The sequence below is a fragment of the Deinococcus marmoris genome (assembly GCF_001949125.1).
In the GTDB taxonomy this organism is placed as follows: Bacteria; Deinococcota; Deinococci; order Deinococcales; family Deinococcaceae; genus Deinococcus; species Deinococcus marmoris_A.
Map to the genome: position 1 here is coordinate 75,512 of NZ_MSTI01000091.1, position 22,535 is coordinate 98,046.

General features: G+C 65.7%; 18 protein-coding genes. 9 read left to right on the forward strand and 9 right to left on the reverse strand.

The genetic code is table 11. The features are described 5' to 3' along the window. Positions 1-280: 280 nt before the first annotated feature. The 3 genes from BOO71_RS13650 (at position 281) to BOO71_RS13660 (ending at position 5,159) form a co-directional block, all read left to right on the forward strand. The gene (locus BOO71_RS13650) at positions 281-964 is read left to right on the forward strand and encodes a response regulator (protein WP_075833384.1); all 684 of its coding nucleotides are present in this window, start codon (positions 281-283) and stop codon (positions 962-964) included. Further along, positions 961-2,331 (forward strand): sensor histidine kinase, encoded by a 1,371-nt coding sequence (locus BOO71_RS13655; protein ID WP_075833259.1) that lies wholly within the window; start codon positions 961-963, stop codon positions 2,329-2,331. The genes BOO71_RS13650 and BOO71_RS13655 overlap by 4 nt, the downstream gene beginning before the upstream one ends. Positions 2,332-2,468: 137 nt before the next feature. Beyond that, positions 2,469-5,159, forward strand: a complete 2,691-nt coding sequence (locus tag BOO71_RS13660) for an ATP-binding protein (protein ID WP_075833261.1) — start codon at positions 2,469-2,471, stop codon at positions 5,157-5,159. An 80-nt stretch (positions 5,160-5,239) separates the two neighbouring features. Here the strand turns inward: BOO71_RS13660 and BOO71_RS13665 are convergent, their stop codons facing one another. The 4 genes from BOO71_RS13665 to BOO71_RS13680 form a co-directional block, all read right to left on the reverse strand. After that, entirely contained in the window at positions 5,240-6,379 is a 1,140-nt protein-coding gene (locus tag BOO71_RS13665) for an ABC transporter substrate-binding protein (RefSeq protein WP_075833263.1), read from the reverse strand. Positions 6,380-6,506: 127 nt separating this feature from the next. After that, complete coding sequence (locus tag BOO71_RS13670; RefSeq protein ID WP_075833265.1) at positions 6,507-7,508, reverse strand: serine hydrolase domain-containing protein; 1,002 nt, start codon at positions 7,506-7,508, stop codon at positions 6,507-6,509. Next, positions 7,505-8,416 (reverse strand): N-acetylmuramic acid 6-phosphate etherase, encoded by a 912-nt coding sequence (gene murQ, locus BOO71_RS13675; RefSeq protein ID WP_075833267.1) that lies wholly within the window; start codon positions 8,414-8,416, stop codon positions 7,505-7,507. The genes BOO71_RS13670 and murQ overlap by 4 nt, the downstream gene beginning before the upstream one ends. A gap of 75 nt (positions 8,417-8,491) precedes the next feature. After that, positions 8,492-9,265 (reverse strand): GntR family transcriptional regulator, encoded by a 774-nt coding sequence (locus tag BOO71_RS13680; protein WP_075833269.1) that lies wholly within the window; start codon positions 9,263-9,265, stop codon positions 8,492-8,494. Positions 9,266-9,510: 245 nt separating this feature from the next. Between BOO71_RS13680 and BOO71_RS13685 the strand changes: the two genes are divergently transcribed. From BOO71_RS13685 to BOO71_RS13705, 5 genes are all read left to right on the forward strand, one after another. Continuing rightward, positions 9,511-11,277, forward strand: a complete 1,767-nt coding sequence (locus BOO71_RS13685) for an ABC transporter substrate-binding protein (protein ID WP_075833271.1) — start codon at positions 9,511-9,513, stop codon at positions 11,275-11,277. Between the two features lie 110 nt (positions 11,278-11,387). Further along, positions 11,388-13,127, forward strand: a complete 1,740-nt coding sequence (locus tag BOO71_RS13690) for an ABC transporter substrate-binding protein (RefSeq protein ID WP_075833274.1) — start codon at positions 11,388-11,390, stop codon at positions 13,125-13,127. Positions 13,128-13,279: 152 nt separating this feature from the next. Then, positions 13,280-14,251, forward strand: a complete 972-nt coding sequence (locus BOO71_RS13695; RefSeq protein ID WP_075833276.1) for an ABC transporter permease — start codon at positions 13,280-13,282, stop codon at positions 14,249-14,251. 17 nt (positions 14,252-14,268) lie between these two features. Continuing rightward, positions 14,269-15,369: an ABC transporter permease gene (locus BOO71_RS13700; RefSeq protein WP_075833278.1), complete on the forward strand. Its 1,101-nt coding sequence runs from the start codon at positions 14,269-14,271 to the stop codon at positions 15,367-15,369. A gap of 123 nt (positions 15,370-15,492) precedes the next feature. Next, a complete protein-coding gene (locus BOO71_RS13705; protein ID WP_075833280.1) occupies positions 15,493-16,146 on the forward strand; it encodes a class I SAM-dependent methyltransferase in 654 nt (217 codons plus the stop codon). Between the two features lie 10 nt (positions 16,147-16,156). On the opposite strand, the gene BOO71_RS13710 is transcribed toward BOO71_RS13705, so the two are convergent. Then, positions 16,157-17,272: a Gfo/Idh/MocA family protein gene (locus tag BOO71_RS13710; protein WP_075833282.1), complete on the reverse strand. Its 1,116-nt coding sequence runs from the start codon at positions 17,270-17,272 to the stop codon at positions 16,157-16,159. Positions 17,273-17,464: 192 nt separating this feature from the next. Between BOO71_RS13710 and BOO71_RS13715 the strand changes: the two genes are divergently transcribed. Further along, positions 17,465-18,202: a sugar phosphate isomerase/epimerase family protein gene (locus BOO71_RS13715; protein ID WP_075833284.1), complete on the forward strand. Its 738-nt coding sequence runs from the start codon at positions 17,465-17,467 to the stop codon at positions 18,200-18,202. A gap of 81 nt (positions 18,203-18,283) precedes the next feature. On the opposite strand, the gene BOO71_RS13720 is transcribed toward BOO71_RS13715, so the two are convergent. The 4 genes from BOO71_RS13720 to BOO71_RS13735 form a co-directional block, all read right to left on the reverse strand. Then, positions 18,284-19,444: an acyl-CoA dehydrogenase family protein gene (locus BOO71_RS13720; protein WP_075833286.1), complete on the reverse strand. Its 1,161-nt coding sequence runs from the start codon at positions 19,442-19,444 to the stop codon at positions 18,284-18,286. A gap of 144 nt (positions 19,445-19,588) precedes the next feature. Next, on the reverse strand, positions 19,589-20,452 hold the full coding sequence (locus BOO71_RS13725) for an ABC transporter permease (protein ID WP_254843161.1): 864 nt from the start codon (positions 20,450-20,452) through the stop codon (positions 19,589-19,591). 13 nt (positions 20,453-20,465) lie between these two features. Beyond that, complete coding sequence (gene modA / locus BOO71_RS13730; protein WP_075833288.1) at positions 20,466-21,236, reverse strand: molybdate ABC transporter substrate-binding protein; 771 nt, start codon at positions 21,234-21,236, stop codon at positions 20,466-20,468. 38 nt (positions 21,237-21,274) lie between these two features. After that, complete coding sequence (locus tag BOO71_RS13735) at positions 21,275-22,396, reverse strand: substrate-binding domain-containing protein (protein ID WP_075833290.1); 1,122 nt, start codon at positions 22,394-22,396, stop codon at positions 21,275-21,277. Positions 22,397-22,535: the final 139 nt, after the last annotated feature.

Sequence of the window (22,535 nt, forward strand, 5' to 3'; positions counted from 1 at the left end):
GAAGATTTGGTGAAGACGGTTTTTGTTGCGCTGGGAAAGCGTAGAGGCCGGATTCAATCCCTGAAATCGCACGCCGGGCCTTCGCCCAGTCTTCACGCAGCGGGACTACAGTGCGGGGTATGAATGGGACTGGTAGAACGTTGAACGGCCAGGGCCGCCTGCCCGGTGCCTGGGCCAGCCCGGTGGCCCCTCTATCCCCGTCGCCCTCGCGGCGTCTCTGTCCCTCTTTCGCGGCGCCCGAGGGGCTTAAAAACCACCTGTCTGCTGCCACATGGTCCCTGTGAGCGCCCTGATCCTGATCGTCGAGGACGAGCCGCAACTGGCCGAGATCCTCGAAGCCTACGCCCGCCAGGAGGGCTACCGCACCGAGCGCGCCGGGGACGGCTTCGCTGCCCTGAGTGCCTACCGCGTGGCCAGCCCGGACCTGATCCTGCTGGACATCATGCTGCCCGGCAAGAGTGGTCTGGAAGTGCTGAAAACGGTGCGGGCAGACGGCGGCACCCCGGTGATCCTGGTCACCGCCCGCGCCGAGGAAACCGATCAGATCGTGGGTCTGGAACTGGGCGCGGACGATTACGTGGTCAAGCCCTTTCGCCCGCGCGAGGTGATGGCCCGCGTCAAGGCGGTGCTGCGCCGCGCCAGTGCTGCCCTGGACGACGCGGAAAAACCCCTGCGCGTCGGGCCGCTGGAGGTGGACCGCCGCGCCGTGATCGCCCGCGTCAACGGACAGGCGCTGACCCTGACCCCCGCCGAATTTCGCCTGCTGTTTCATCTGGCCGAGTCGCCGGGCCGCGCCTTTTCCCGTGAAGAGCTGCTCGCAGCGGCCCTGCCCGACAGCGACGCACTGGAGCGGGTGGTGGACGCGCATCTGGCCGGGGTGCGCCGCAAACTGGATTCGGCGGGCGCGCCGGGACTGCTGCGAACGGTGCGCGGCGTGGGCTACCGCCTGGAGGCGGTCAGTTGAGCAAGGCTTCACCGGTCAGCACGCCACTGGCCCGCAGGCGGCGTGGCCTCTCATTGGGGGTGACGCTGTTGCTGGCGATGCTGGCGGTGGTGGGCCTGTCGGTGGGCAGTACCTTCGTGTTCTCCAATCTGGCCGTGCAGAACGAATTTCGCCGCCTGCCACCCGAGATGCAGAGCTACCTGCGCGCCCAGAAAGAGGCGCAGCGGCGGGGCGAGACGGCCACCACACCGCTGCCAGCCCAGCCCAGCCCCACGCCGCAGCCCAGTCCACAGCTCGGCCCGCAGTGGCCACCCACATCTGACCTGTTCGGTGCAGGCGGGACCAGGACAGGCGGGGCGGCGGACCTGCGGCGCAACGACGGGAGCAGTCTGCCGCGCAGGTTCGGCACCCGCAATCAGGATTTTCTGCGCGACATCCAGCAGAGTCTGCTTCAGGTCGGCCTGCTGGCGGCAGTGGCCTCGGCGTTGCTGGCTTTTTTGCTGTCGCGGCGGCTGGCCCATCCGATCCTGGCCGTGTCGGCGGCGGCGGCGGGCATGGCCAAGGGAGACCTGAGCATCCGCGCCCCGGTACCCAGCGGCGAGCGTGAACTGGCCGAACTGGCGAGCAACTTCAATGAGATGGCCGACAACCTTCAGGCGCTGGAAAACGAGCGGCGGCAGGCGGTGGCCGACATCGCCCACGAACTCAGGACGCCGCTGGCGATCATGCAGGCGCGGCTGGACGCCCTGGAGGACGGCGTGTACAGCCTGAACGCGGATCAGGTGGCCCTGCTCAGCCAGCAGACCCAGCAACTGACCCGGCTGGTAGACGACCTGCGGACCCTGACCCTGGCCGAGGCGGGCCGCCTGAGCCTGCATCTGGGCACGCTGGATCTGGCCGGACTGAGTGCCGGGGTGGTGCGTGACCTGGAGGACCGGGCCGGGGCGCGGGGCGTCACGCTGCACCTGGACGCACCTGTGGCCATCCAGCTCTATGCCGACGCCGGGCGGGTGCGCCAGATCGCGGTGAATCTGCTGGAAAACGCGCTGCACTATGCCAGTGGCCGCGTGCAGATCAGCGTGGAAGCGCGGGGAAATTCGGCGTGGCTGTATGTGGACGATGACGGTCCTGGCATCCCCGAGGAGAGCCGTGAGGCGGTGTTCACGCGCTTTACCCGTCTGGACAGCAGCCGCACGCGCGGCACCGGGGGCAGTGGGATGGGTCTGGCCATTGTCCAGCAACTGGCGCAGGCCCACGGCGGCGCGGCGTGCGCGGGTCAGGGGCCGCTGGGCGGCGCACGGTTCACGGTGCGGCTGCCCCTGGACGAGCGGGGGACGGCTGTGGACGGCTCGGTTCCGGCAAGACTGCGAGAGGCCGTCACCCTCTAAAATCTTTTGCAAAGCGCAGAGGCTGTGACCCGGTAAATGTCATGAAAAACTGCGGTCATGCCCGTTGATCAACAGAATGACCACGGGTTTGCAACGGCCCTGAGGCGCTTTCCCCGCCCAGACGCTATGTTGCAGCCATGACACCCGCGTCCGATGCTGACCGCTGGCCGGACCCACGGACGCCGCTGGAACTCCTGGCCCACTTCAGTGAGGGTCTGGGCCGGGCTGCCGATCTGCCGGGGCAGCTTCGCCTGACTGCCGACGTGCTGCGCCAGATTCTGGGAAACGTGACCATCACGTATTGCACGCCCGGAGCAGACCACTGGCAGCCGGTGGCATGGGACGGTCAGGAGCCTTTAGCGGCAACCAGCCTTGCGGCGGACCTGCCGCCCCTGATCGGGATTTCTGACGTGCCCGAACCCGTCTTTTCTGGGGAGAACGCGCTGTATCCCTTCTCATGGGAAGGCCAGCCCTGCGGCCTGCTGCGTGTGGCGCTGCCTGCCGGGCGCGGCTGGACCGGGGAGGAGCGTGCCGTGTTCCGCGCCGTCGGGGGCGCTCTGGCCCTGGCCCTCCGGCGGGACGCCGCGCAGGACCGCCGCCGCAATACGGGCCGACAGGGGGACGACGAGGCGGCGCTGGACATTTTTGCCGCCTTCACCGAGCGCGCCGCCGCCGAGACCGACGTGCTGGCCCTGAGCCGTGAGGCTTACGCAGTCCTGGACGCGCATTTCAGCGATTATGCCAGCGCGTATTACGAGATTCAGGACGGGCAGTGGAAGGCGCTGACCTGGACCCGCGAGCTGTCCCCCGAGCAGATCACCATGATCCGCGCCGGATTGCCGCTGGACGCGCCGTCCTTTGCGCGGGCGATGGAAACCCGGCAACCGGTCTTCATCGACGGCTGGGACCCGGAGAGCGAGCAGATCGACAACACCGCAGACTTTGGCCTGGCCTGTATCTACCCGCTGGTGGTGGGCACGCGGGTGCGCGGCATCTTTACCGTGGGCCTGCGGGTGGGCGAGACGTGGCGGGGCCGTGACCGGGGCCTGATGCGGGCGCTGGGGCGCAGCCTGACGCTGGCGCTGGAGCGTGCCCAGAGCGTGCGGTGGCAGGCCCGCCAGAACGCCGAACTCCAGGCCCGCACCCGCACCCTGGAAGCCTTCGAGGCCCTGTCGCGCGAGCTGAGTCTGGACGCCGATCCCTACCTGCTGGTGCGGCGTGCCCAGGACATCGCGCTGTCGCTGATGCCGCCGGGCTTTGCCCTGTACTACGAACCCGAGGGAGAACTGTTCCGCCTCAAAGCGCAGACTGGTTCCTTTGGCAACGACGCCCTCCAGCAGGTGGTGGACGCGGGCCTGCCCTACCACACGACCCTCAACCTGCGCCGCCCCTACGAGAGCGGGCAGCCGTATTATCAGGACCATTACGACTCAGACACCGATCAGCTTGGCGAACTGGCGGACAGCGTGGGGGCCACCGCCACCCTGCCGATCATGGTGGCGGGCCGGGTCTGCGGTGTGCTGGCGGTGGGGCTGGATGAATCCAAGCCCTGGACCGCCACCGAGCGCACGCTGCTCGAAACCATGGCCCGCAGCCTGGGGCTGGCGCTGGACCGGGCCGAGCAGACCCGCCAGTTGCAGGAGGAACGCGCCGCACTCGCCGCCTTCATGGCCCTGACCGAGTCGGTGGGCAGCGAGACCGACGTGCTGTCGCTGATCCGTCAGGCGGCGGTGGTGCTGGCCGAGGCCCACGATGTGGACGTGACCTACTCCGAGCGCGAGGGCGAGCTGTTCAAGATCCGGGTCTGGCCGCCGGGATTTCCGGCAGACCTGCTGGCCGAGACGCAGGCGGGCTACCGCCCCAACGATCCGGGATTCGAGGCAGCCCAGCGCACCCGCCAGAGCGTCTTTATGGAAGATATAGGTGGGCGGCCCGATGGGCGTCCGGGCGTCGCCCTGTACCGCGCCCTGGCCTTTCAGCCGTTTTTTCAGGGCGAGACCATGACTGGCATGCTGATCATGGCCTCGCGCCGCCAGGGGCGCTGGCCCGAGCGCGAGCGTGCGGTGTTCCGGGCGGTGGGCCGCAGCCTGGGGCTGGCCCTGGAGCGCGCCGAGGATGTGCGCCGCCTGGCCCGCAGCAACGCCGAATTGCAGGTGGCGGTGGACGAACTCGAAGCCTTCGCCTACAGCGTGTCGCACGATCTGCGGACCCCGGTGCGGCACATCAAGGGCTTCAATGCTCTGCTGCGCGCCCGGATCATGGATTCCACGGACCTCAAGGCCAGCCACTATCTGGGCGTGATCGACGACGCCGCCAGCCGCATGAACACCCTGATCGACGCCATGCTGGACCTGTCGCGCACCACCCGCCACCCCCTGCGGGTGGAAGACGTCGATCTGGCCGCCCTGGTGACCTCGGTGCAGGTGGAACTGACCGCCGAGCAGGGAGCGCGGTCCCTGGAATGGCGGGTGGGGCCGCTGCCCCTGCTCAGCGCGGACCGGCATCTGCTGCGACAGGTCATGGTCAACCTGCTCTCCAACGCGGTCAAATACACCCGCACCCGTGCCCAGGCCGTCATCGAGATCCGGGCCGAGGAGCGCCCCGGTGCCTGGACAGTGCTGGTCCGCGACAACGGCGTGGGCTTCGATCCCCGCTACACGGACCGGCTGTTCGGGGTCTTCCAGCGTCTGCACCACGAGCGCGAATTCGAGGGCACCGGGGTGGGCCTGGCCAATGTCCGGCGCATCGTGACCCGGCACGGCGGAACGGTGGCCGCAGAGACCGAGGAAGGCCAGGGCGCAACCTTCAGCTTTACCCTGCCGCGCTGACGCTGGGCCGGGCTGCCGGGCAGCGCAAAAGGCGGCGCGTGGAGATCAGTCTCCACGCGCCGCCTAGATCCTCAGACCGCTTACTTAAGCAGTTTCCACTTGCCGTCCACGACCTGCACCATCACGCGGCTGCGGGCGTCCAGACCCAGGTGATCGGTGGCCGACAGGTTGAAGATGCCGTGCGCGCCGATGATGTTACGTGAGCCTTCCAGGGCGTCGCGCAGGGCGCTGCGGAACTCGGCAGTGCCGGGCTGGGCCTTTTTCAGTGCGGTGGGGATGGCCTTTTGCATCAGCAGCCCGGCGTCCCACATGTGCGCGCCGAAGGTGGACACGCTGTCCTTGCCGTACTTGGCCTCGTACAGGCTGGCGTAATTCAGGCCCACTTTCTTGTTGGGGTTGGTGTCGGGCAACTGATCGGCCACCAGCACCGGCCCCGCCGGAAGGATCGCGCCCTCCACGTCCTTGCCGCCCACGCGCAGGAAGTCCGCGTTGGCCACACCGTGCGTCTGGTAGACCTTGCCCGTATAGCCCCGGTCCTTGAGGGTCTTTTCCGGCAGCACGGCAGGCACGCCGGACGCGCCGATCAGCACGGCGTCGGGCTTGGCGGCCAGCACCTTCAGCACCTGCCCGGTCACGCTGGTGTCGCTGCGCCCGTAGCGCTCCTCGGCCACCACCTTGATGCCGCGCGCGGCGGCGTTCTTCTTCAGTTCGGCCAGCCAACCCTCGCCGTAGGCGTCGTTGAAGCCGATATACCCCACGGTCTTGATCTTGTTCTGCTGCATGTGCTGGACAATCGCCGCCGCCATGATCGCGTCGGTCTGCGGGGTCTTGAAGACCCATTTGCGCTTGTCGTCCACCGGCTTGATGATGGCCTCGGAGGCGGCCAGACTGATCATGGGCACCTTGGCCTCGGCCACCACGTCGATCATCGCCAGCGAGGCGGGGGTGGTGGTGGTTCCGATGATCAAGTCCACCTTGTTGTCCTGAATCAGTTTGCGGGCGCTGGTCACGGCGGCGGTGGTGTCGCTGGCGTCGTCCAGGATGGTGTAGACGATCTTCTGCCCGGCGATGGTCTGCGGCAGCAGGGCCACGGTGTTGCGCTCCGGGATGCCCAGGCTGGCGGCGGGGCCGGTGCCCGAGACGATCACGCCCACGCGGATTTCGGCGGCGGCAAGAGAGGTACAGGCGAGCAGGGCAGTCAATAGGATGCGGGTTTTCATGGTGAAACCTCCAGAGAATGGATGGAACGCGAGTTGTGGACGCCGGAATGCTAGCAGATGGCTGTTTGGATGACCGTGAGGGTGTGCGGAACCCTACTCGTCATGTGACGAGCAACCCGGACAAAATTCAATCCAGCCCGGCCAGCAAGGTGTTTCCCACGGCCCGCCGGAGTCCCTGGACATCAAAGGTGCTGTGCCGGGTGGGGTGAACGCGGTTGGTCAGCAGTGTCCAGGCCACGCCGCGCGCCGGGTCCACCCACAGCCCCGTTCCGGTGAAGCCGGTGTGCCCGAAGGCCGCCGGGCTGCCCAGGCTGCCGCCGCTCCAGCCGGGCTGCGCCGCCACGAACGCCAGCGTGCGCCCTGGCGTCTGAACCCGCGTCGCCTCTGCCTGAGCCGCTTCGGAGAGCCAGCCGCCATGCAGCAGGAGTTCGGCCTGATTCAGCACACCGTCCAGCGTGCCGAACAGCCCCGCGTGTCCGGCCACCCCGCCCTGCGCCGCCGCGTTCTCGTCATGCGTCTCGCCGCGCAGCATTCGCCCACGCCACAGGCAATGTTCGGTGGCGACACTGCTTTGAGGCGACGGTGAAAAGGTCAGGCCGTCATCCAGCGCAAAGTCGCGCAACGGCCTGTTATAAACCCGTTCCAGCACGCGCCCCAGCAGGATGTACCCCAGATCGGAATACACGACTTCGCCCGCCGGTTCCATCGGCCACGGCTCCTGCATGAAGCGTGCGCGGATGGTTTCAGCAGTGCCCCAGGTATACAGCGGCACCCAGGCGGGCAGCCCTGCCGTGTGGGTCAGCAACTGACGCAGGGTGCGCGTTTTCAGCGGCGTGTCCTGCATCCAGCCCAGTTCGGGCAGGTGTGACCGAACCTCGTCGTCTAAATCGAGTCGGCCCTGCTCGGCGGCCCGGATAACGTTCCGGGCGGTGAACAGCGGTTTGGTCAGGCTGGCGAGATCGAAGACGGAACCCTTTTCCAGCGCGACTTTCTCCGGCTGAAGCTGGGCGTGGCCCAGGATCAGGGTTTCTTTCTTTCCGGCTGTGTCGACCACGCCCAGCGCGGCTCCGGGCAACCCACCAGAGTTCACTGCCGTTTCCAGAATTTCGCGTGTTCGCTCAGGAATCATTGCCTCTCCAACGCCGCGCGGGCATGTCCGTTGTGCGCCTCCAGACGGGCAGTCGCCTCGGCGGCACTGACGCCCAGCAGCAGTTTCACGATGGCGATTTTGACGCTGCCACCGCACTCCTTCAGCGCTTCGTGCGCCGCCACCTCACCTGCCCCGGTGGCGTGGCGCACCAGACGCACGGCGCGGCCCTCCAGCTTGGCGTTGGTGGCCCGCACGTCCACCATCAGGTTGCCGTAGACCTTGCCCAGCCGGACCATCACGGCGCTGGAAAAGGTGTTCAGCGCGATCTTCTGCGCGGTTCCGGCCTTCAGGCGCGTGCTGCCGCTGATGACCTCTGGCCCAGTGTCCAGCAACATGGGGCACTCCACCGCCGACAGCAGCGGCGTGCCGGGGTTGTTTGATAACCCGATGGTCAGCGCCCCCACCCGCCGCGCCGCGTCCACCGCGCCCAGCACATAGGGGGTGGTGCCGCTGGCCGCAATGGCGATCAGCACATCATCCGGGCCGACGTTCACAGCCAGCACGTCCGCCGCGCCCGACTCCCGGTTGTCCTCTGCACCTTCCACGGCCTCGCGGATGGCCCGATTTCCCCCGGCGATCAGCGGGACGGCTCGCGCCACCGGCCAGGAAAATGTTGGCGTCAGTTCTGTGGCGTCTAGCACGCCCAGGCGTCCGCTGGTGCCCGCGCCTGCATAGACCAGCCGTCCGCCACGTTCCAGGCGGGGCAGGGCCGCTTCCACCGCCCGCGCGATGGCTGGGGCTGCGGCACGCACCGCCTCTACCGCACCGGTCTGATCGTCGGCCAGCACGCGCACCAGTTCCGAGATGTCCAGACGATCCAGATCGGCGTGGTCCGGGTGGACGCCCTCGGTGCGGCGGGCGTCCGGGATGAGAGGATCAGAGGTCATATGGACTCCGATTGAAAAGTGTTAGAAACAACTGGAAATCCGAGCAGAGCGAGAAGGAAACAGACGGAATCCGTATCATTCGCCGTTCCCGTGCAGTTCCATCACGAAGTCGTAACGGTCTCCCCGGTAATGCGCGCGGGCGTATTCCACAGGCCGTCCACCTCCTGTCCATGACACCCGCTCGGTGGCCAGCAGCGCCGCGCCAGGCGCGATGCCCAGCAGTTCCGACAACTGAAGGTCCGCGCTGACCGCCCGCAGATGCCGGATGGCCCGCACCGGCTGGAGCTTTCTGATGCCCAGCAGGGCGTACAGGCTGGCGTCGCTCACGTCTTCCTCGTGCAGTTCGCCCACCAGCGCGGCGGGCAGAGTGCTGTCCTCCACCGCCAGCGCCTCGCCGTCAGAGGTCCGCAAGCGCCGAATCCGGTAGACCTTCTCGCCGGGCGACAGGGCCAGACTCATGGCTTCCTGCGGGCTGGGCCGCGTCAATTCAAAGCCCAGCACCCGCGCCCCCGGCGTCTGCCCGCGTGAACGCACATCCTCCGAGAAGGAACTCAGCAGGCCCAATGTGCGGCTGGGCCGTTCCTCGGGGGTGGGCGGCGTGATGAAGGTGCCGCTGCCATGCTTGCGGGTCAGCAGGCCCTGCTGCGCCAGCAACGCCAGCGCCTGCCGCACGGTGACGCGCGAAACCTGAAGGTGTGAGGCCAGCTCACGCTCGGCGGGCAGGGCGCTGCCCCGGCGCAGATCGCCGCTGTGGATGCGCTGTTCCAGGCCCTGCGCGACTTGCATATACACGGGCAGGGCGCTGGCCGAATCCAGCGGGATGGCCCAGGGAGGTGAGGACGGCGACATGTGTCCAGAACATACCACTCCCACACCACCAGGCAAGGGGCTTGCCATTGGCCCCAAAGTGGTACTAAGCTGGGGCCTGAGAATCGCAGTCTGAAGTGCAAGGTTTCTGGCCCCGTTCCGGGCGGAGGCCACCGCTGTACCATTCGGGTGCGTCCCACAATCCATCCTTCCGCCCCAGTCGGGGTTATCCGCACTTCGTCCCAGCCGTACTGCATCCCAGCCCCATTCACTTCTGGAGGTCTCCCATGTCCACCTATTCCCGTTCCCGTTCTGCCCTGGCCCTGATTTCCCTCGCCCTGATCGGCGGCGCACTGGCCGCGCCCAAGAAGGTGGACGGCTACAGTGCGCTGGGCGTCGTCAAGGGCAAGGCGGGCGGCAACATGACCCTGGCACTGGGCGACGCCCCGCAGAGCCTGTTCTATTACGGCGTGATCGACAACAACCTGGGACTGATCTCGCAGCAACTGTTCGACGGTCTGGTGGAATTCAACTACTCCACCTACAAGATCGAACCCGCGCTGGCCGAGAGCTGGACCATCAGCGACGGCGGCAAGGTCTACACCTTCAAACTGCGGCAGGGCGTCAAGTGGAGCGACGGTCAGGCCTTCAACGCCGACGACGTGATCTTTACCTACAAGAACATGATCATGAACCCCGAAGCCCGCGCGGGCGACGCCGGGAACTTCAAGCTGGACGGCAAGGACATCACCATTAAAAAGGTGGACGCCAACACCGTGCAGTTCAACCTGCCGCGCGCCGCCCCGGCGTTCCTCTTGCAGCAGCGTTACTTCATCATGCCGCAGCACAAGCTGGTCAAGTTCTCGCAGGACGGTGGGGCCAAGGCCGCCGACATCAACAACGCGTGGCCCACCAACATTGCTCCTGCCGAAGTCGTGGGCACCGGCCCCTTCAAGCTCGCCAGCTACACGGCGGGTCAGAAAGTCAGTCTGGTCAGGAATCCCAACTACTGGAAGGTGGACGCCAGCGGCACCCCACTGCCGTACCTGAACGCGCTGGATTTCCTGATCATCCGCGATCCGCAGGCGCAGGTGGCGCAGTTCCTGGCGGGCAACCTGGACCAGCTCAACATCAGCGGCGCGCAGTTCCCGGACCTGAAGTCCAAGGAAGTCGCGGGCGCACCCTTCAAGGTGATCCGCAGTACGGCCCTGTTCGGCAGCCCACCCTTCCTGGCCTATAACTTCGACGCCAAAACGCCGGCGCTGTCCAAGTTGTTCGGAGACGCCCGTTTCCGCCGCGCCATGCAGAGTGCGGTGGACCGTGAGCGGATCATCGACACCGTGTACAACGGCCTCGCCACCCTGCCCGGCCACGGCATCGCGCCCATCGACAAGCAGTGGTACGTGAACACCAAGGCGCAACTGGGCAAGTTCGATCTGGCGGCGGCGGGCAAGGCGCTGGACGCCTTGAACGTCAAGGACACCGACGGCAACGGCGTTCGCAACGTGCCCGGCGGCAAGGACCTGGAATTCGACCTGACCTACGGCACCGACAGCTCGGTATATCCCGCGATGGCCACCATCCTGCAAAGCGATTTCAAGAAGCTGGGCGTGAAGGTCAACCTCAAGGGTGTGCTGAGCAGCAAACTGCTGTCCACCGGCCTGTCGGGCGATTACGAGGCGATCCTGGCGGCCTTCGGCGATCAGCCCGATCCCGAACTCCGCAAGCCGATCTGGCAGCCCGGCGGCTCGCTGTACTTCTGGCACCGCAGCACCCAGCCGGCCACCGACGGCGCTACGCCCAACCTGGCAAAGATGGCCCCGTGGGAAAAAGAGATCTACACCATCTTCAACGACGCGGCCACCACCACCGTCGCCAGCCAGCGCAAGGCGCTCTACACCCGCTGGCAACTGCTGTTCGCCCAGAACCTGCCGGTTACCCCGATTGCCAAACCCGAGAACATCGGCGCAATCAGCAACAAGTACGGCAACTACATCTACAACCTGGGCGTGATCCCCGGCTACAACCCCGTCCCGCTGATTTTCCAGAAGTAAGCCATCACTCAGGCAGGGGCGCGGCGAGCAGTGGCCACCGCCCCTGCCGTTTCCGCAACCTCTGCCCGCCACTTCCTGACGCCATTTGACCCACCTTCCCCGGAGAATTCATGACATCACGCACTGCTCTGCTGGCCCTCAGCCTCGCCCTGCTGTCCGCCCCTGCCCTGGCCGCCAAGACCATGGGAGGTGACCTGGGCAGTCTGGGCGTCGTGCCCGGCAAAGTCGGCGGAACGTACACCCTGCCGCTGAGTGACAGCCCCCAGACCTTCAACTACTACGGCGCAATCGACAACAACACGTACACGGTGCTGAACAACGTCCTGGAAAGTCTGGTGGAGTACAACCTGGCGACGTACAAGCTGGAGCCGGGTCTGGCGGAGTCGTGGACGACCAGCAAGGACGGCAAGGTGTGGACCTTCAAGATCCGCAAGGGCGTGAAGTGGCACGACGGCGTGCCCTTCAGCGCGGATGACGTGGTGTTTTCCTATAACAACATCATCCTGAACCCCGGCGTGCGGGCCAACCAGATTCCGAACCTGAGTTTCGGCGGTGAGCCGGTCAAGGTGGAGAAGGTGGACGCCTCCACCGTCCGCATGACCCTCAAGCAGGCGGCGGGGGCCTTTACGCAGCCGCTGCGGACCTTCATTTTGCCCAAACATGTCTTCGAGAAGATCGATCCGCTGAAAAATCCCGCCGACTACATGAAGATGTGGGGCACGGACAAGGCCACCGAGGTGATCGGCACCGGGCCATTCAAGTTCGCGGGCTACGTGGCCGGGCAGAAGATCAGTCTGGTAAAGAACCCGGACTACTGGAAGGTGGACGCCAAAGGCACCAGGTTGCCGTACCTGAACCGGCTGGAATACCTGATCATCCGCGATCCACAGGCGCAGGTGGCGCAGTTCCTGGCCGGGAATCTGGATCAGGTGAACATCACCGGGGCGCAGTTCCCGGACCTGAAGCAAAAAGAGGTGGCCGGCGCTCCGTTCAAGGTGGTGCGCAGCAAGGCGCTGTTCGGCAGCCCCCCCCACATCGCCTTCAATTTCGACGCCAAGGATCCGGCGCTGGCCAAAGTCTTCCGCGACCTGCGCTTCCGGCAGGCCATGCAGTTCGCGGTGAACCGTCAGCGCATCATCGACGACGTGTTCAACACGGTGGCCACGCTGCCCGGTCACGGCGTGGCCCCCATCAGCGAGTTCTACGTGAACACCAGAGGGGCGCTGGGCAAGTTCGATCTGAAAGCGGCAGGACAGAAACTCGATCTGCTGGGCCTCAAGGACACCGACCGCGACGGCATTCGCAACCTGCCGGGTGGCAAGAATCTGGAATTTGATCTCACCTATGCCACCGACAGCACGGTGTACCCGCCCATTGCCACCATCTTCCAGAACGATCTGAAAAGCATCGGCGTGAAGGTTAACCTCAAGGGTCTGCTGGTGGCGAACATGCTGGCGACCGGGCAGGCGGGCAACTACGAGGCGATGCTGTACGCGTTCGGCGATCAGCCCGATCCGCAACTGCGGCGGGAAATCTGGCAGCCTGGACAGGCCCTGAACTACTGGCACATGTCGGCCCGTGGCGAGGACGGTAAACCGGTCTTCGCCAACATGCAGCCCTGGGAAAAACGGATCTGGGACATCTTCGATCAGGGGGCCACCGTCGTCGACCCGATCAAGCGCCGCGCGCTGTACGGCGAGTGGCAGGCCCTGTTCTCCAAGAACCTGCCGGTGATCATGGTGGCCAAGGCCGACAATCTGGCTGCCGTGAACAACAGGGTGGGCAACTTCATCTACAACCTCGGCCCGATTCCCACCTACAACACCAACACATTGGTTTACCTGAAGTAAATGGACGGTGGACGTGCCAGAGGCCCCGCGCGCTTTCGGCCTCCGACACGTCCGCCCTTCCGCTTCAAGAGAATGGAGTGTCCCACGTTGCTGCTACCTTGCGTTCCTGACCGCTGCCCCAATGACTGGCCTGCCCCTGCGGTCTGCCCGTCATGCTGAGCTACGCCCTGCGCCGCATTCTGGGCATGGTTCCCACGTTGCTGCTGATCAGTGTGGTGTGCTTTGTCGTCATTCAGCTCCAACCCGGCAGTTTTCTGGACCAGTACCTGGAAGACCCGCGCGTGACCAAGGAAACCGTCGCCACCATCACCCGGCAGCTCGGGCTGGATCAGCCGCTGTGGGTGCAGTACCTGACCTGGATCAAGGGCATCGTGCTGCACGGCGATTTTGGCTACTCGTTTGCCAACGGGCGTCCGGTGGCCGAACTGATCTGGGAGCGGCTGGGCTGGACCGTCTTTCTCGCCGTGCTGACCCTGATCGTGTCATGGCTGATCGCCATTCCGCTGGGCATCTACACGGCCCTCAACCGCTACGGCATCGGCGCGACGATCACCAATTTTCTGGGCTACATCAGCCTCGCCATTCCCGATTTTCTGGTGGCGCTGCTGCTCATCGCGCTGGTGCTGAGCGCCGGCGGCACCAATGTGGGCGGCCTGTTCAGCCCGCAGTACATCGGTGAACCGTGGAGCTGGCCGAAGGTGCTGGACCTCCTGAACCACCTGTGGATTCCCATGATCGCCATTGGCCTGGAAGGCGTCGCGGGCCTGATGCGCCAGATGCGCGCCTCGATGCTGGACGTGATCAACCAGGATTACGTGCGAACGGCGCGGGCCAAGGGACTGGCTGGGCGCGCGGTGCTGTGGCGGCACGCGGTCAGAAACGCCATCAACCCGCTGATCAGCCTCGCTGGTCTGAGCCTGCCCACCCTGATCAGCGGCACCATCATCGCGTCCATCGTGCTGAACCTGCCCACCATCGGGCCTTACCTCTATGACAGCCTGCTCAATAAGGATCAATACGTCGCCATGACCTTGCTGCTCTTTAGCGCGCTGTTGCTGCTGATCGGCAACCTGCTCTCGGACCTCGCGCTGGCCTGGGCCGATCCCCGGATCCGGTTCGAATGACAGTAGCTCCCGCAAACATGACCGTAAAAACGCAGGAGCGGCAGACCCCACTGGCGCTGGCCCTCCGCCGCTTCCGGCGCAACCGCGTGGGCGTGTGGAGCGCGTGGCTGCTGGCCGCGCTGTATCTGATCGCGCTGCTGGCCGGGTTCCTATCTCCGTACTCGATCACCGCGCAGCACGCCGATTTTCCCTTTCAGCGTCCACAGGTCGTTCACCTCGTTCACGACGGCAAGCTGATGCGCCCCTTCGTCTACGGCGTCAAGAAGACGCGTGACCCGGTGACCTTCCGCTCCACCTTCGCGCCGGACACGTCGTCCCCGAAGCCCATCCTGTTCTTCGTGCGCGGCGACGATCCGCTGGAATCGCAATACAACTTTCTGGGTGTCTTTAAAAGCCAGTGGCATTTGTTCGGCGTGCAAGACGGCTTTTACTTTCCCCTTGGTACGGACAAGTTCGGGCGTGACCTGTTCTCGCGGATGCTGGTCGGCTCGCAGGTCAGCCTGACGGTGGGTCTGATCGGTATCGTCATCAGCTTCACCATCGGTATCGTGCTGGGCGGGGTCAGCGGCTATTTCGGCGGCTGGGTGGATAACCTGATCCAGCGGGTGGTGGAGGTGCTGCTGTCCTTTCCCCGACTGCCCATTCTGCTGGCCCTCTCCACCATCATCCCCGCCAGTTGGCCGAGTACCTGGGTGTATCTGGGCATCATTGCGGTGCTGTCGCTGATCGGCTGGGCGGGGCTGGCGCGGGTGGTGCGCGGGCAGGTCATCAGCGCCCGCAACGTGGATTACGTGCAGGCGGCGCGGGCCATCGGCGGCTCGGACCTGCGGGTGATCCTGCGCCACATCATGCCCAACCTGAGTTCGTTTCTGATCGTGACCGCCACGCTGGCGCTGCCCGGCTACATTCTGGGCGAGAGCGCGCTGAGCTTCCTGGGCCTGGGGATCAAGGAACCGATGACCAGTTGGGGCCTGCTCCTGAAGGACGCGCAGAACTTCGAGACGCTGAACCTGTACCCCTGGCTGCTGCTGCCCGGCGTGATGATTGTGCTGTCGGTGCTGGCCTTCAACTTCATGGGGGACGCCCTGCGCGACGCGGCGGACACCCAGAGCCGCTGAATAAGCTTGACTTCCCCTGAATACCGCGCTATATCCATTTCATCGCCGCCTGAAAGGGCGGTTTTTTCGTCCCTGCCAGAGCAATTCGTGTCCATGACTTTTCCCAGTTCAGGAGGCGGTCTGATGGTTGAAGCAGTTGCGGCGCGGCGAACTCCCAGACGCCATGCAGGAGTCAACCTCGCGCTGGGTACCCTGGCGGGTTTCACCCTCGCGCAACTAGGCTTGAGGCTGTGGATTCGCCGCAGACCCATTCCCATTCCTTACGGCTGGGCGTGGCTGCTGGAAAATCCCTGGCGGCGGCGTTACCGCGATCCCCGGCGGCTGGCCGACGCCTGCGCCCTGCGCCTCACCGACAGGGTGCTGGAAGTCGGCTGCGGTTCGGGCCTGTTCACGCCAGAGCTGGCCGGGCGCTGCGGCCACGTCACGGCGCTGGACATCGAGGCCCGCTATTTGGCCCAAACGGCGGTCAAAACTGCTGGACTGCCGAACGTGACGCTTCTGCACGGTGATCTGGCCGCGCTTCCCTGTGAAGCGGGCGGTCTGGACGCCGTGATCCTGATCTCCGTGCTGACCGAATTGCCCGCGCCTGTGGCCGCCCTGCGCGAATGCCTGCGCGTGCTGCGTCCCGGCGGGCGAATCATCATTGGCGAGGAGTTCTTCGGCCCGGAATACGTGCGGGCCTGTACCGTGGACGCCTGGGCGGGTGCGGCGGGATTGCGGCGGGTGGGGAGGCTGGGGAACGGCTGGGCGTATCTCCAGACCTACGAGCTGGCCTAGAAACTCTTTCTCAGACCATTCTAGCAGGCAGCCATGCCGGACGGGCACTCAGGGCGGCGGGACGTGTAGTGCGGCTCTGCACGTCCAGGGTGCGGCCAGCTTCGGCAGAGTCCAGCGTGGTCTGCATCACGTCCAGCACGTGGTAGGCCAGTTCGCCGCTGGCCCGGTGGGGTGCGCCGCTGTCGATGGCCTCCAGCATGTCGGCCAGCCCGATACCGCGCGCGTTGTCCTGAAAGGGGCGGGTCAGCTCGATAGTCTCCCAGGCGTCACTACCTGCCGCACGCACCCGCAAGGGGCCGCCAAAGGTGTTGGGATCGGGCAGGCTGAGTGTACCCGCCGTGCCGTAGATCTCAATGCGTGGCACCTCGCTGGCCTGCACGTCGAAACTGGCGATGAAGGTGGCGACGGGTCCAGATTCCATCTCTTTCCCATCAAAAGTCAGTTGCGCGGTGACGTGGGTGGGGGTCTGGACTGGGACCTTCTGGCCCTGTCTGGCCCCGCTGCCGATCACGCGCTCCGCGTGCGCCCTGACCGCGCTGCCGCCCACGCGGGTCACGCCGCCCAGCAGGTTGACCAGCGCCGTCAGATAGTACGGTCCCATGTCGAACAGCGGCCCCGCGCCGGGCTGATAGAAGAAGTCGGGATCGGGGTGCCAGCCTTCCGGGCCGCCCCCCAGCATGAAGGCGGTGGCGGCCACCGGGCGGCCAATCCGGCCCGCGTCCAGCACCTCGCGCGCCGTTTGCAGTCCCGCCCCCAGAAAGGTGTCGGGCGCGCAGCCCACGCGCAGCCCCCGTGCCTGTGCCGCCGCCAGGATGGCCTGCCCGTCCTCCCGCGTGATGGCCAGCGGCTTCTCGCTGTAGACGTGTTTGCCCGCGTTCAGGACGGCCAGCGACATCGCGGCGTGTGCGGCGGGCGGCGTCAGATTGACCACCGCCACGATCTCGGGGTCCGCCAGCAGTTCGTCCAGCGTTGCGGCGCGGCTGCCGTGGGCGCTGGCCTGTGCCTGTGCGCGCGCCGGGTCCAGATCGGTGATGGCGGCCACCCGGAACAGGCCCAGTTCCCGGGCGATCTTCAGGTAAGCGCTGCTGATGTTGCCGGTGCCGATAATGCCGATGCTATGGGTCATGCTGGGAACCTCTTGTGCGGTGGGCTTGTGGGGTGGGCAGGGGTGAATGGGGCGTAGTCTGGAAAGAGAGCCGTACAGTGGGGGTGAGGGACAGCCGAACTGCCCCGATCCTCCTGCTCTTCAGTGCTGCCGCTCTGCCGCCCGATTCTAGCGACAATGCCCACCCCCCCCATTCACTTCCATGAGGTTCCCATGACCCAGCGCGTTTCCGTCGGCCTGCAACTCTATACCCTGCGCGAGCAACTGGCTCAGGATTTTTTTGGCACCCTGGACGCTGTGGCCGCCAGCGGCATCACCGAAGTCGAGCTGGCCGGGGAATACGGTGGTCTGGACGGTCCTGGCCTGCGTGCGGCCCTGGCCGAGCGCGGACTGACCGCCACCGCCGCCCATATCGGCGGCCAGGTATGGGAGCAGGACACCGCCGGGCAGATCGACTTCCTGCACGGCGTCGGCGTGAAACGTGCGGTCTATCCCTGGTTCAAGGGTGAGGGTCAGGAGTGGGTGAAGCTGGCCGAACAGCTTGAAGGGCTGTCTCAGAAGCTGGCCGCCGAGGGCATCAGTCTCAGCTACCACAACCATGACCATGAGCTGAGCGAGACGCTGGACGGGCAACCTGTTCTTGATGTGCTGCTGGAGCGTGCGCCCACCCTGCAACTGGAGCTGGACACGGCCTGGGTCTACGCAGGTGGTAAAGACCCGGTGGAGTACCTGAAGCGGTACGCGGACCGCACGCCGCTGGTGCATCTCAAGGACCTGCGCCGCGACGGTGAGGGCTGGCTGACGGTGGAACTGGGCGCGGGCGAGGTGCCGCTCACGGCCATTCTGGAAGCTGTGCCGCCGGGCGCAACGGTGTTCTACGAGCAGGATCAGGCCGACGGAATGGCCAGCGTGAAGGCGAGTCTGGAATTCCTGGGCAGCCTCGGGAAATAGACTCTCCATAGCAGATAAAACCGTCTGACCGCAGAGCGAGAATGTACGCTCTGACAGTCAGACGGTGCGATTCAGCCTCTGTTATTCCAGCGCGCCCTGTCCGGTCAGATGCCGCCCCACGATCAGGGTGTGGATGTCGTGCGTGCCCTCGTAGGTGTCCACGGTTTCCAGGTTCAGCATGTGACGGATCACCGGGTACTCGGTGGTGATGCCGTTGCCGCCCAGCATCTCGCGGGCCAGCCGTGCGCCCTGGAGCGCCACCCGCACGTTGTTGCGCTTGGCGTAGCTGACCTGCGCGAAATTCATGCGCCCGGCGTCCTTGAGGGTCCCCAGTCGCCACGCCAGCAGCATGCCTAAACTGTGATCCGTAGCCATGCGGACCAGTTTGTCCTGCACCAGTTGCCGCGAGGCGATGGGTTTGCCGAAGGTGGTACGGTCCGAGGTGTAATCCAGTGCGGTCTGCAACACCGCCTCCAGCGCGCCCATCGCGCCCCAGGCGATGCCGAAACGGGCGCTGGTCAGGCAGGACAGTGGACTCTTGAGGCCCTTGCTGCCGGGGAGCAGGTTCCCCGCCGGAATGCGGCAGTCCTCCAGCACGATCTCACCGGTTACGCTGGCGCGCAGGCTCATCTTGCGCTTGATGGTCGGGGCGTGAAAGCCGGGGCTGTCGGTGGGCACGATAAAGCCCCGGATCACGCCCTCGTCGTCCTTGGCCCAGACCACCGCTACATCGGCCTCCGGGCTGTTGGTGATCCACATCTTGTTGCCGTTCAGGACGTACTCGTCGCCGTCCAGACGTGCCCGCGTCCTCATCGCGCCGGGGTCCGAGCCGCCGTCGGGTTCGGTCAGGCCGAAGCAGCCGATCAGCTCGCCCGAGGCCAGCCCCGGCAGCCACTTCTGCTTTTGCTCGTCGCTGCCGAAGGTCAGGATCGGGTACATCACCAGACTGCCCTGCACGCTGGCCGCGCTGCGCAGGCCGCTGTCGACCCGCTCCAGCTCGTACATCATCGCGCCGTAACCGCTGTAGCTCAGGCCCGCGCCGCCGTATTCCTCGGGTGTGGTCGGCCCCAGCAGGCCCATCTGGCCAAAGCCGCGCATCACGTCTTTCACGGGCAGGTCGCCGTCGTCCCACCACTGGGCAACGTGGGGCATCAGTTCGGCGTCGCAGTAGGCGCGAACGCTCTCGCGCACCAGTCGTTCGTCGGGGGTCAGCAGTTCATGGACAGCGAATTCGTCGATCATCAAAAACCTCGATGTAGAGAAGGAGAAATGGGGAAGCTGGCGGTGGTCCGGGCATTGTCTCACACGCCACTGGGACAGGAGGGCAAGCACCGTGCCAGTTGGTGGGCGGTGTGCCGGGGAGTCTGCCATCTTTTCCGGTATTTTCTAGCGCGCGTTATGGGCACTGCCCAGTCTCCGCACCACCGCCAGCACTGTAAAGGCCAGCAGGACCATCACCGCCGACAGCACCAGTGCCGGGGCCAGATCGGATTCCAGCGCGGAATAGATGGCGAGGGTGATGGTCCGGGTCTTGCCCTGGAGCGACCCGGCAAACAGGATGGTGGCCCCGAATTCGCCCAGCGCCCGCGCCCAGGTCAGCACCAGTCCTTCCAGCAGGAACGCGGAGGCCAGCGGCCAGGTGATGTACCGGAAAACCGTCCAGCGGTCTGCGCCATCGGTGCGGGCAGCGTCCTCCACGTCGCGGTCCACCGCCATGAACCCGGCCTTGGCGGTTCGCAGGTAGAAGGGGGCGGCCACGAACAGTTGCGCCATGACCACGGCAGCGAACGAGAAGGCCACGCTGATGCCCGCCAGTTCCAGCGGCGCACCCAGCAGGCCGTTGCGCCCGAAGGCCAGCAGCAGGCCCACCCCCGCCACCACCGGCGGCAGCACGATGGGCAGGTCCAGCAACGTGTCCAGCGCGGTCTTGCCAGGAAAATCGTAGCGGGCCAGCAGCCACGCCACCGGAGTGCCCAGCAGCACGGTCAGGACCATCGTGCAGGCGGTGGTCAGCAGGCTGATCCGCAGGGCGTCCAGCACCACCGGTCCCAGCAGGGTGGGAAAAAACTGGGCGTTCAGGCCGCGCAGCAGCAGCGCCAGCACCGGCAGCACCAGAAACAGCACCAGCAGCGCACTCAGCGCCAGTGGAATGGCTGGGACACCACGCGGACCGGAGCGGGTGCGCGGCAGGGCAGACCTGCGTTTAGGAGTGGTGGGCCGACGGGTCAGCGCACAGTCCCGGTGGAGCAAACAGACAGGTCTCTCACTTCACTTGCTGAGGCTTGAGAAAGCCCCATTTTTTCAGGATGGCCTGCCCCTCGCCCGAAAGCACGAACTTCACGAATGCCTGGGCGGCCTCGGGGCTGGCGGAGCCTTTCAAAGTCCCGATGGGATAGCTCGCGCTCTGGTTGAAGCGGGTGGGCAGCGTGATCACCCGCACGCTGGGCCGCAGGGCGGGCGTCACGTCCGAGCTGTAGACCACGGCGGCGTCCGCCTCGCCCAGTTGCACCTTCAGGGCCACCTGACGCACGTTGGGTTCCTCGCTGACCACGTTTTTCAGAAATAGCCCCGAGAAGTCCTTGCCGTATGCGCCAGATTTGTCGATGGCGCTGATCATCCTACGGGTGTAATCGCCGACGGGAACGGCCTTATCGGCAATGACCAGTTTGACCCCTGGTTTGCTCAGGTCCGCCAGCGTCTGCACTTTTGCATTGTTCTTCGGCGCGATCACGGCCAGCCGGTTGCTCAGGAACGGCTGGCCGCCCGTAACCAGACCGGATTTGACCAGTGGGTCGAACTGCGCGTTGTTGGCGCTGGCGTACACGTCGGCCCGCGCGCCGTTGTCCAGTTGCGTCCTCAGCGCCTGCGATCCAGCGAACTGGAAGGTGGTGGTATTCCCGGTTTTCGCGTCGAAGGCTTTCCCAATCTCGGCGAAGGCGTCGGTCAGTGAGGCGGCGGCGAAAACGGTCAGGCTGGCCGCGCTGGCACTGCCCACGCTCAGGAGGAGGGTGGAGATCAGGAGTTGCGTTTTCATGATTGACCTCAGGTGAACTGGAATGGATGGAGTGAAGGTCATGCGACGATGCCGCGCGTCTGGCCTACCTGCGCCGCGTCGTAACCGCCCAGTGCGGCCAGTTCCAGCAGGAAGACGGGGCTGCGGGCAGTGTGCAGGAGCGCCCTGATGGCCGGATGGTTCAGATGTTCCTCGGGGACGATCAGATCGAAGTGTTCGCGTTGCAGCGGCACGAAATGCAGTCCCAGCGCCTGCGCGGCCACGCGGGGGCCGGGGGCCACGTCCGCTGCTTCCGTCTGTACGCGCCGGGCAGCCTCCATTGGAGAATCCACCTCATCCTGATAACCGGGCAACGCCTGACGCTCGAACATACTGAAATTCGCCGCGTCCAGCCAGCCGTCCAGCATCAGTCGGCTGCCTGCACCGGGATCGCGGTTGATCAGGCGCAGGCCCCCGCCGCGCAGGTCTTCCACCCCCTGAATCCCTCTGGGATTGCCTGCCGCCGTCAGCAGCCCCTGCTCCCAGGTCCACAGCGCGATGACATGGACCGGGCCATCAAAGTTCATCCGCCGTATGAATGGCAGGTTGGATTCCCCACTCTCCGCATCCCACAGGTGGATGCCTGCCAGATGGGCGTTCCCAGCGGCCAACCCGGTCAGCGCCGCCCCACTGGAGGCCGGGCGCGTGATCACCCGCAGGTCCGGCGCAGTCTGTTCGGTATGTGCGGCCAGCAGGTCCAGTGACGGATCGCAGCCCATCAGGACAGCAGAGCGCGCAGGCAGGTCCAGATTGCCGCTCAGCTCTACCTGGACCTGTTCCATTTCACGTTCGGCGATCATGCCATCGGCCCGGTGGGTCAGCCCGATAGGACCTTGTAGCGGGAAGGCCAGCAGGCTCTCCCCCACCCGTGCCAGTTGTACCCGGCTGCCCAGGGGCGCGGTGCCGATCAGGCGCGCCTGAACTGTCCTGGGAGGCAGGCGAAACAATTCGTCGACCCGGCAGGACAGTGCCTGCGCCAGCCGGAAGGCCACCACGGCGCTGGGAGCGGAGGTTCCCGCCTCGATATTGTGCAGTGCCTGACGTGTGATCTCTGCCCGCCGCGCCAGTTCGGTGGGTCCGAGTCCGGCTTCCTTGCGCCGTTGCTGAACGAAGGATTGCAGCACGCTCGCAGTGACGGACATGACCGGAGCGTAAGTCAAAATTGACGGAACGTCAAGCCGGGTTAACTCAGTCTGATGAATAACGCCAGTTGCCTTTTGAGAACTGGGCAGTAGTGGAATTTTATCGGATAGTATATGGATTGATGTAGCACTGCCTTCC

Bases quoted from the DNA above. Each gene is read 5' to 3' on its own strand.
- BOO71_RS13715 (WP_075833284.1), top strand. From the start codon at position 17,465: ATGACCCAGCGCGTTTCCGTCGGCCTGCAACTCTATACCCTGCGCGAG.
- BOO71_RS13670 (WP_075833265.1), bottom strand. From the start codon at position 7,508: ATGATTCCTGAGCGAACACGCGAAATTCTGGAAACGGCAGTGAACTCT.
- BOO71_RS13720 (WP_075833286.1), bottom strand. From the start codon at position 19,444: ATGATCGACGAATTCGCTGTCCATGAACTGCTGACCCCCGACGAACGA.
- BOO71_RS13660 (WP_075833261.1), top strand. From the start codon at position 2,469: ATGACACCCGCGTCCGATGCTGACCGCTGGCCGGACCCACGGACGCCG.
- BOO71_RS13680 (WP_075833269.1), bottom strand. From the start codon at position 9,265: ATGTCGCCGTCCTCACCTCCCTGGGCCATCCCGCTGGATTCGGCCAGC.
- BOO71_RS13700 (WP_075833278.1), top strand. From the start codon at position 14,269: ATGACCGTAAAAACGCAGGAGCGGCAGACCCCACTGGCGCTGGCCCTC.
- BOO71_RS13695 (WP_075833276.1), top strand. From the start codon at position 13,280: ATGCTGAGCTACGCCCTGCGCCGCATTCTGGGCATGGTTCCCACGTTG.
- BOO71_RS13705 (WP_075833280.1), top strand. From the start codon at position 15,493: ATGGTTGAAGCAGTTGCGGCGCGGCGAACTCCCAGACGCCATGCAGGA.
- BOO71_RS13665 (WP_075833263.1), bottom strand. From the start codon at position 6,379: ATGAAAACCCGCATCCTATTGACTGCCCTGCTCGCCTGTACCTCTCTT.
- BOO71_RS13690 (WP_075833274.1), top strand. From the start codon at position 11,388: ATGACATCACGCACTGCTCTGCTGGCCCTCAGCCTCGCCCTGCTGTCC.
- BOO71_RS13735 (WP_075833290.1), bottom strand. From the start codon at position 22,396: ATGTCCGTCACTGCGAGCGTGCTGCAATCCTTCGTTCAGCAACGGCGC.
- murQ (WP_075833267.1), bottom strand. From the start codon at position 8,416: ATGACCTCTGATCCTCTCATCCCGGACGCCCGCCGCACCGAGGGCGTC.
- BOO71_RS13710 (WP_075833282.1), bottom strand. From the start codon at position 17,272: ATGACCCATAGCATCGGCATTATCGGCACCGGCAACATCAGCAGCGCT.
- BOO71_RS13685 (WP_075833271.1), top strand. From the start codon at position 9,511: ATGTCCACCTATTCCCGTTCCCGTTCTGCCCTGGCCCTGATTTCCCTC.
- modA (WP_075833288.1), bottom strand. From the start codon at position 21,236: ATGAAAACGCAACTCCTGATCTCCACCCTCCTCCTGAGCGTGGGCAGT.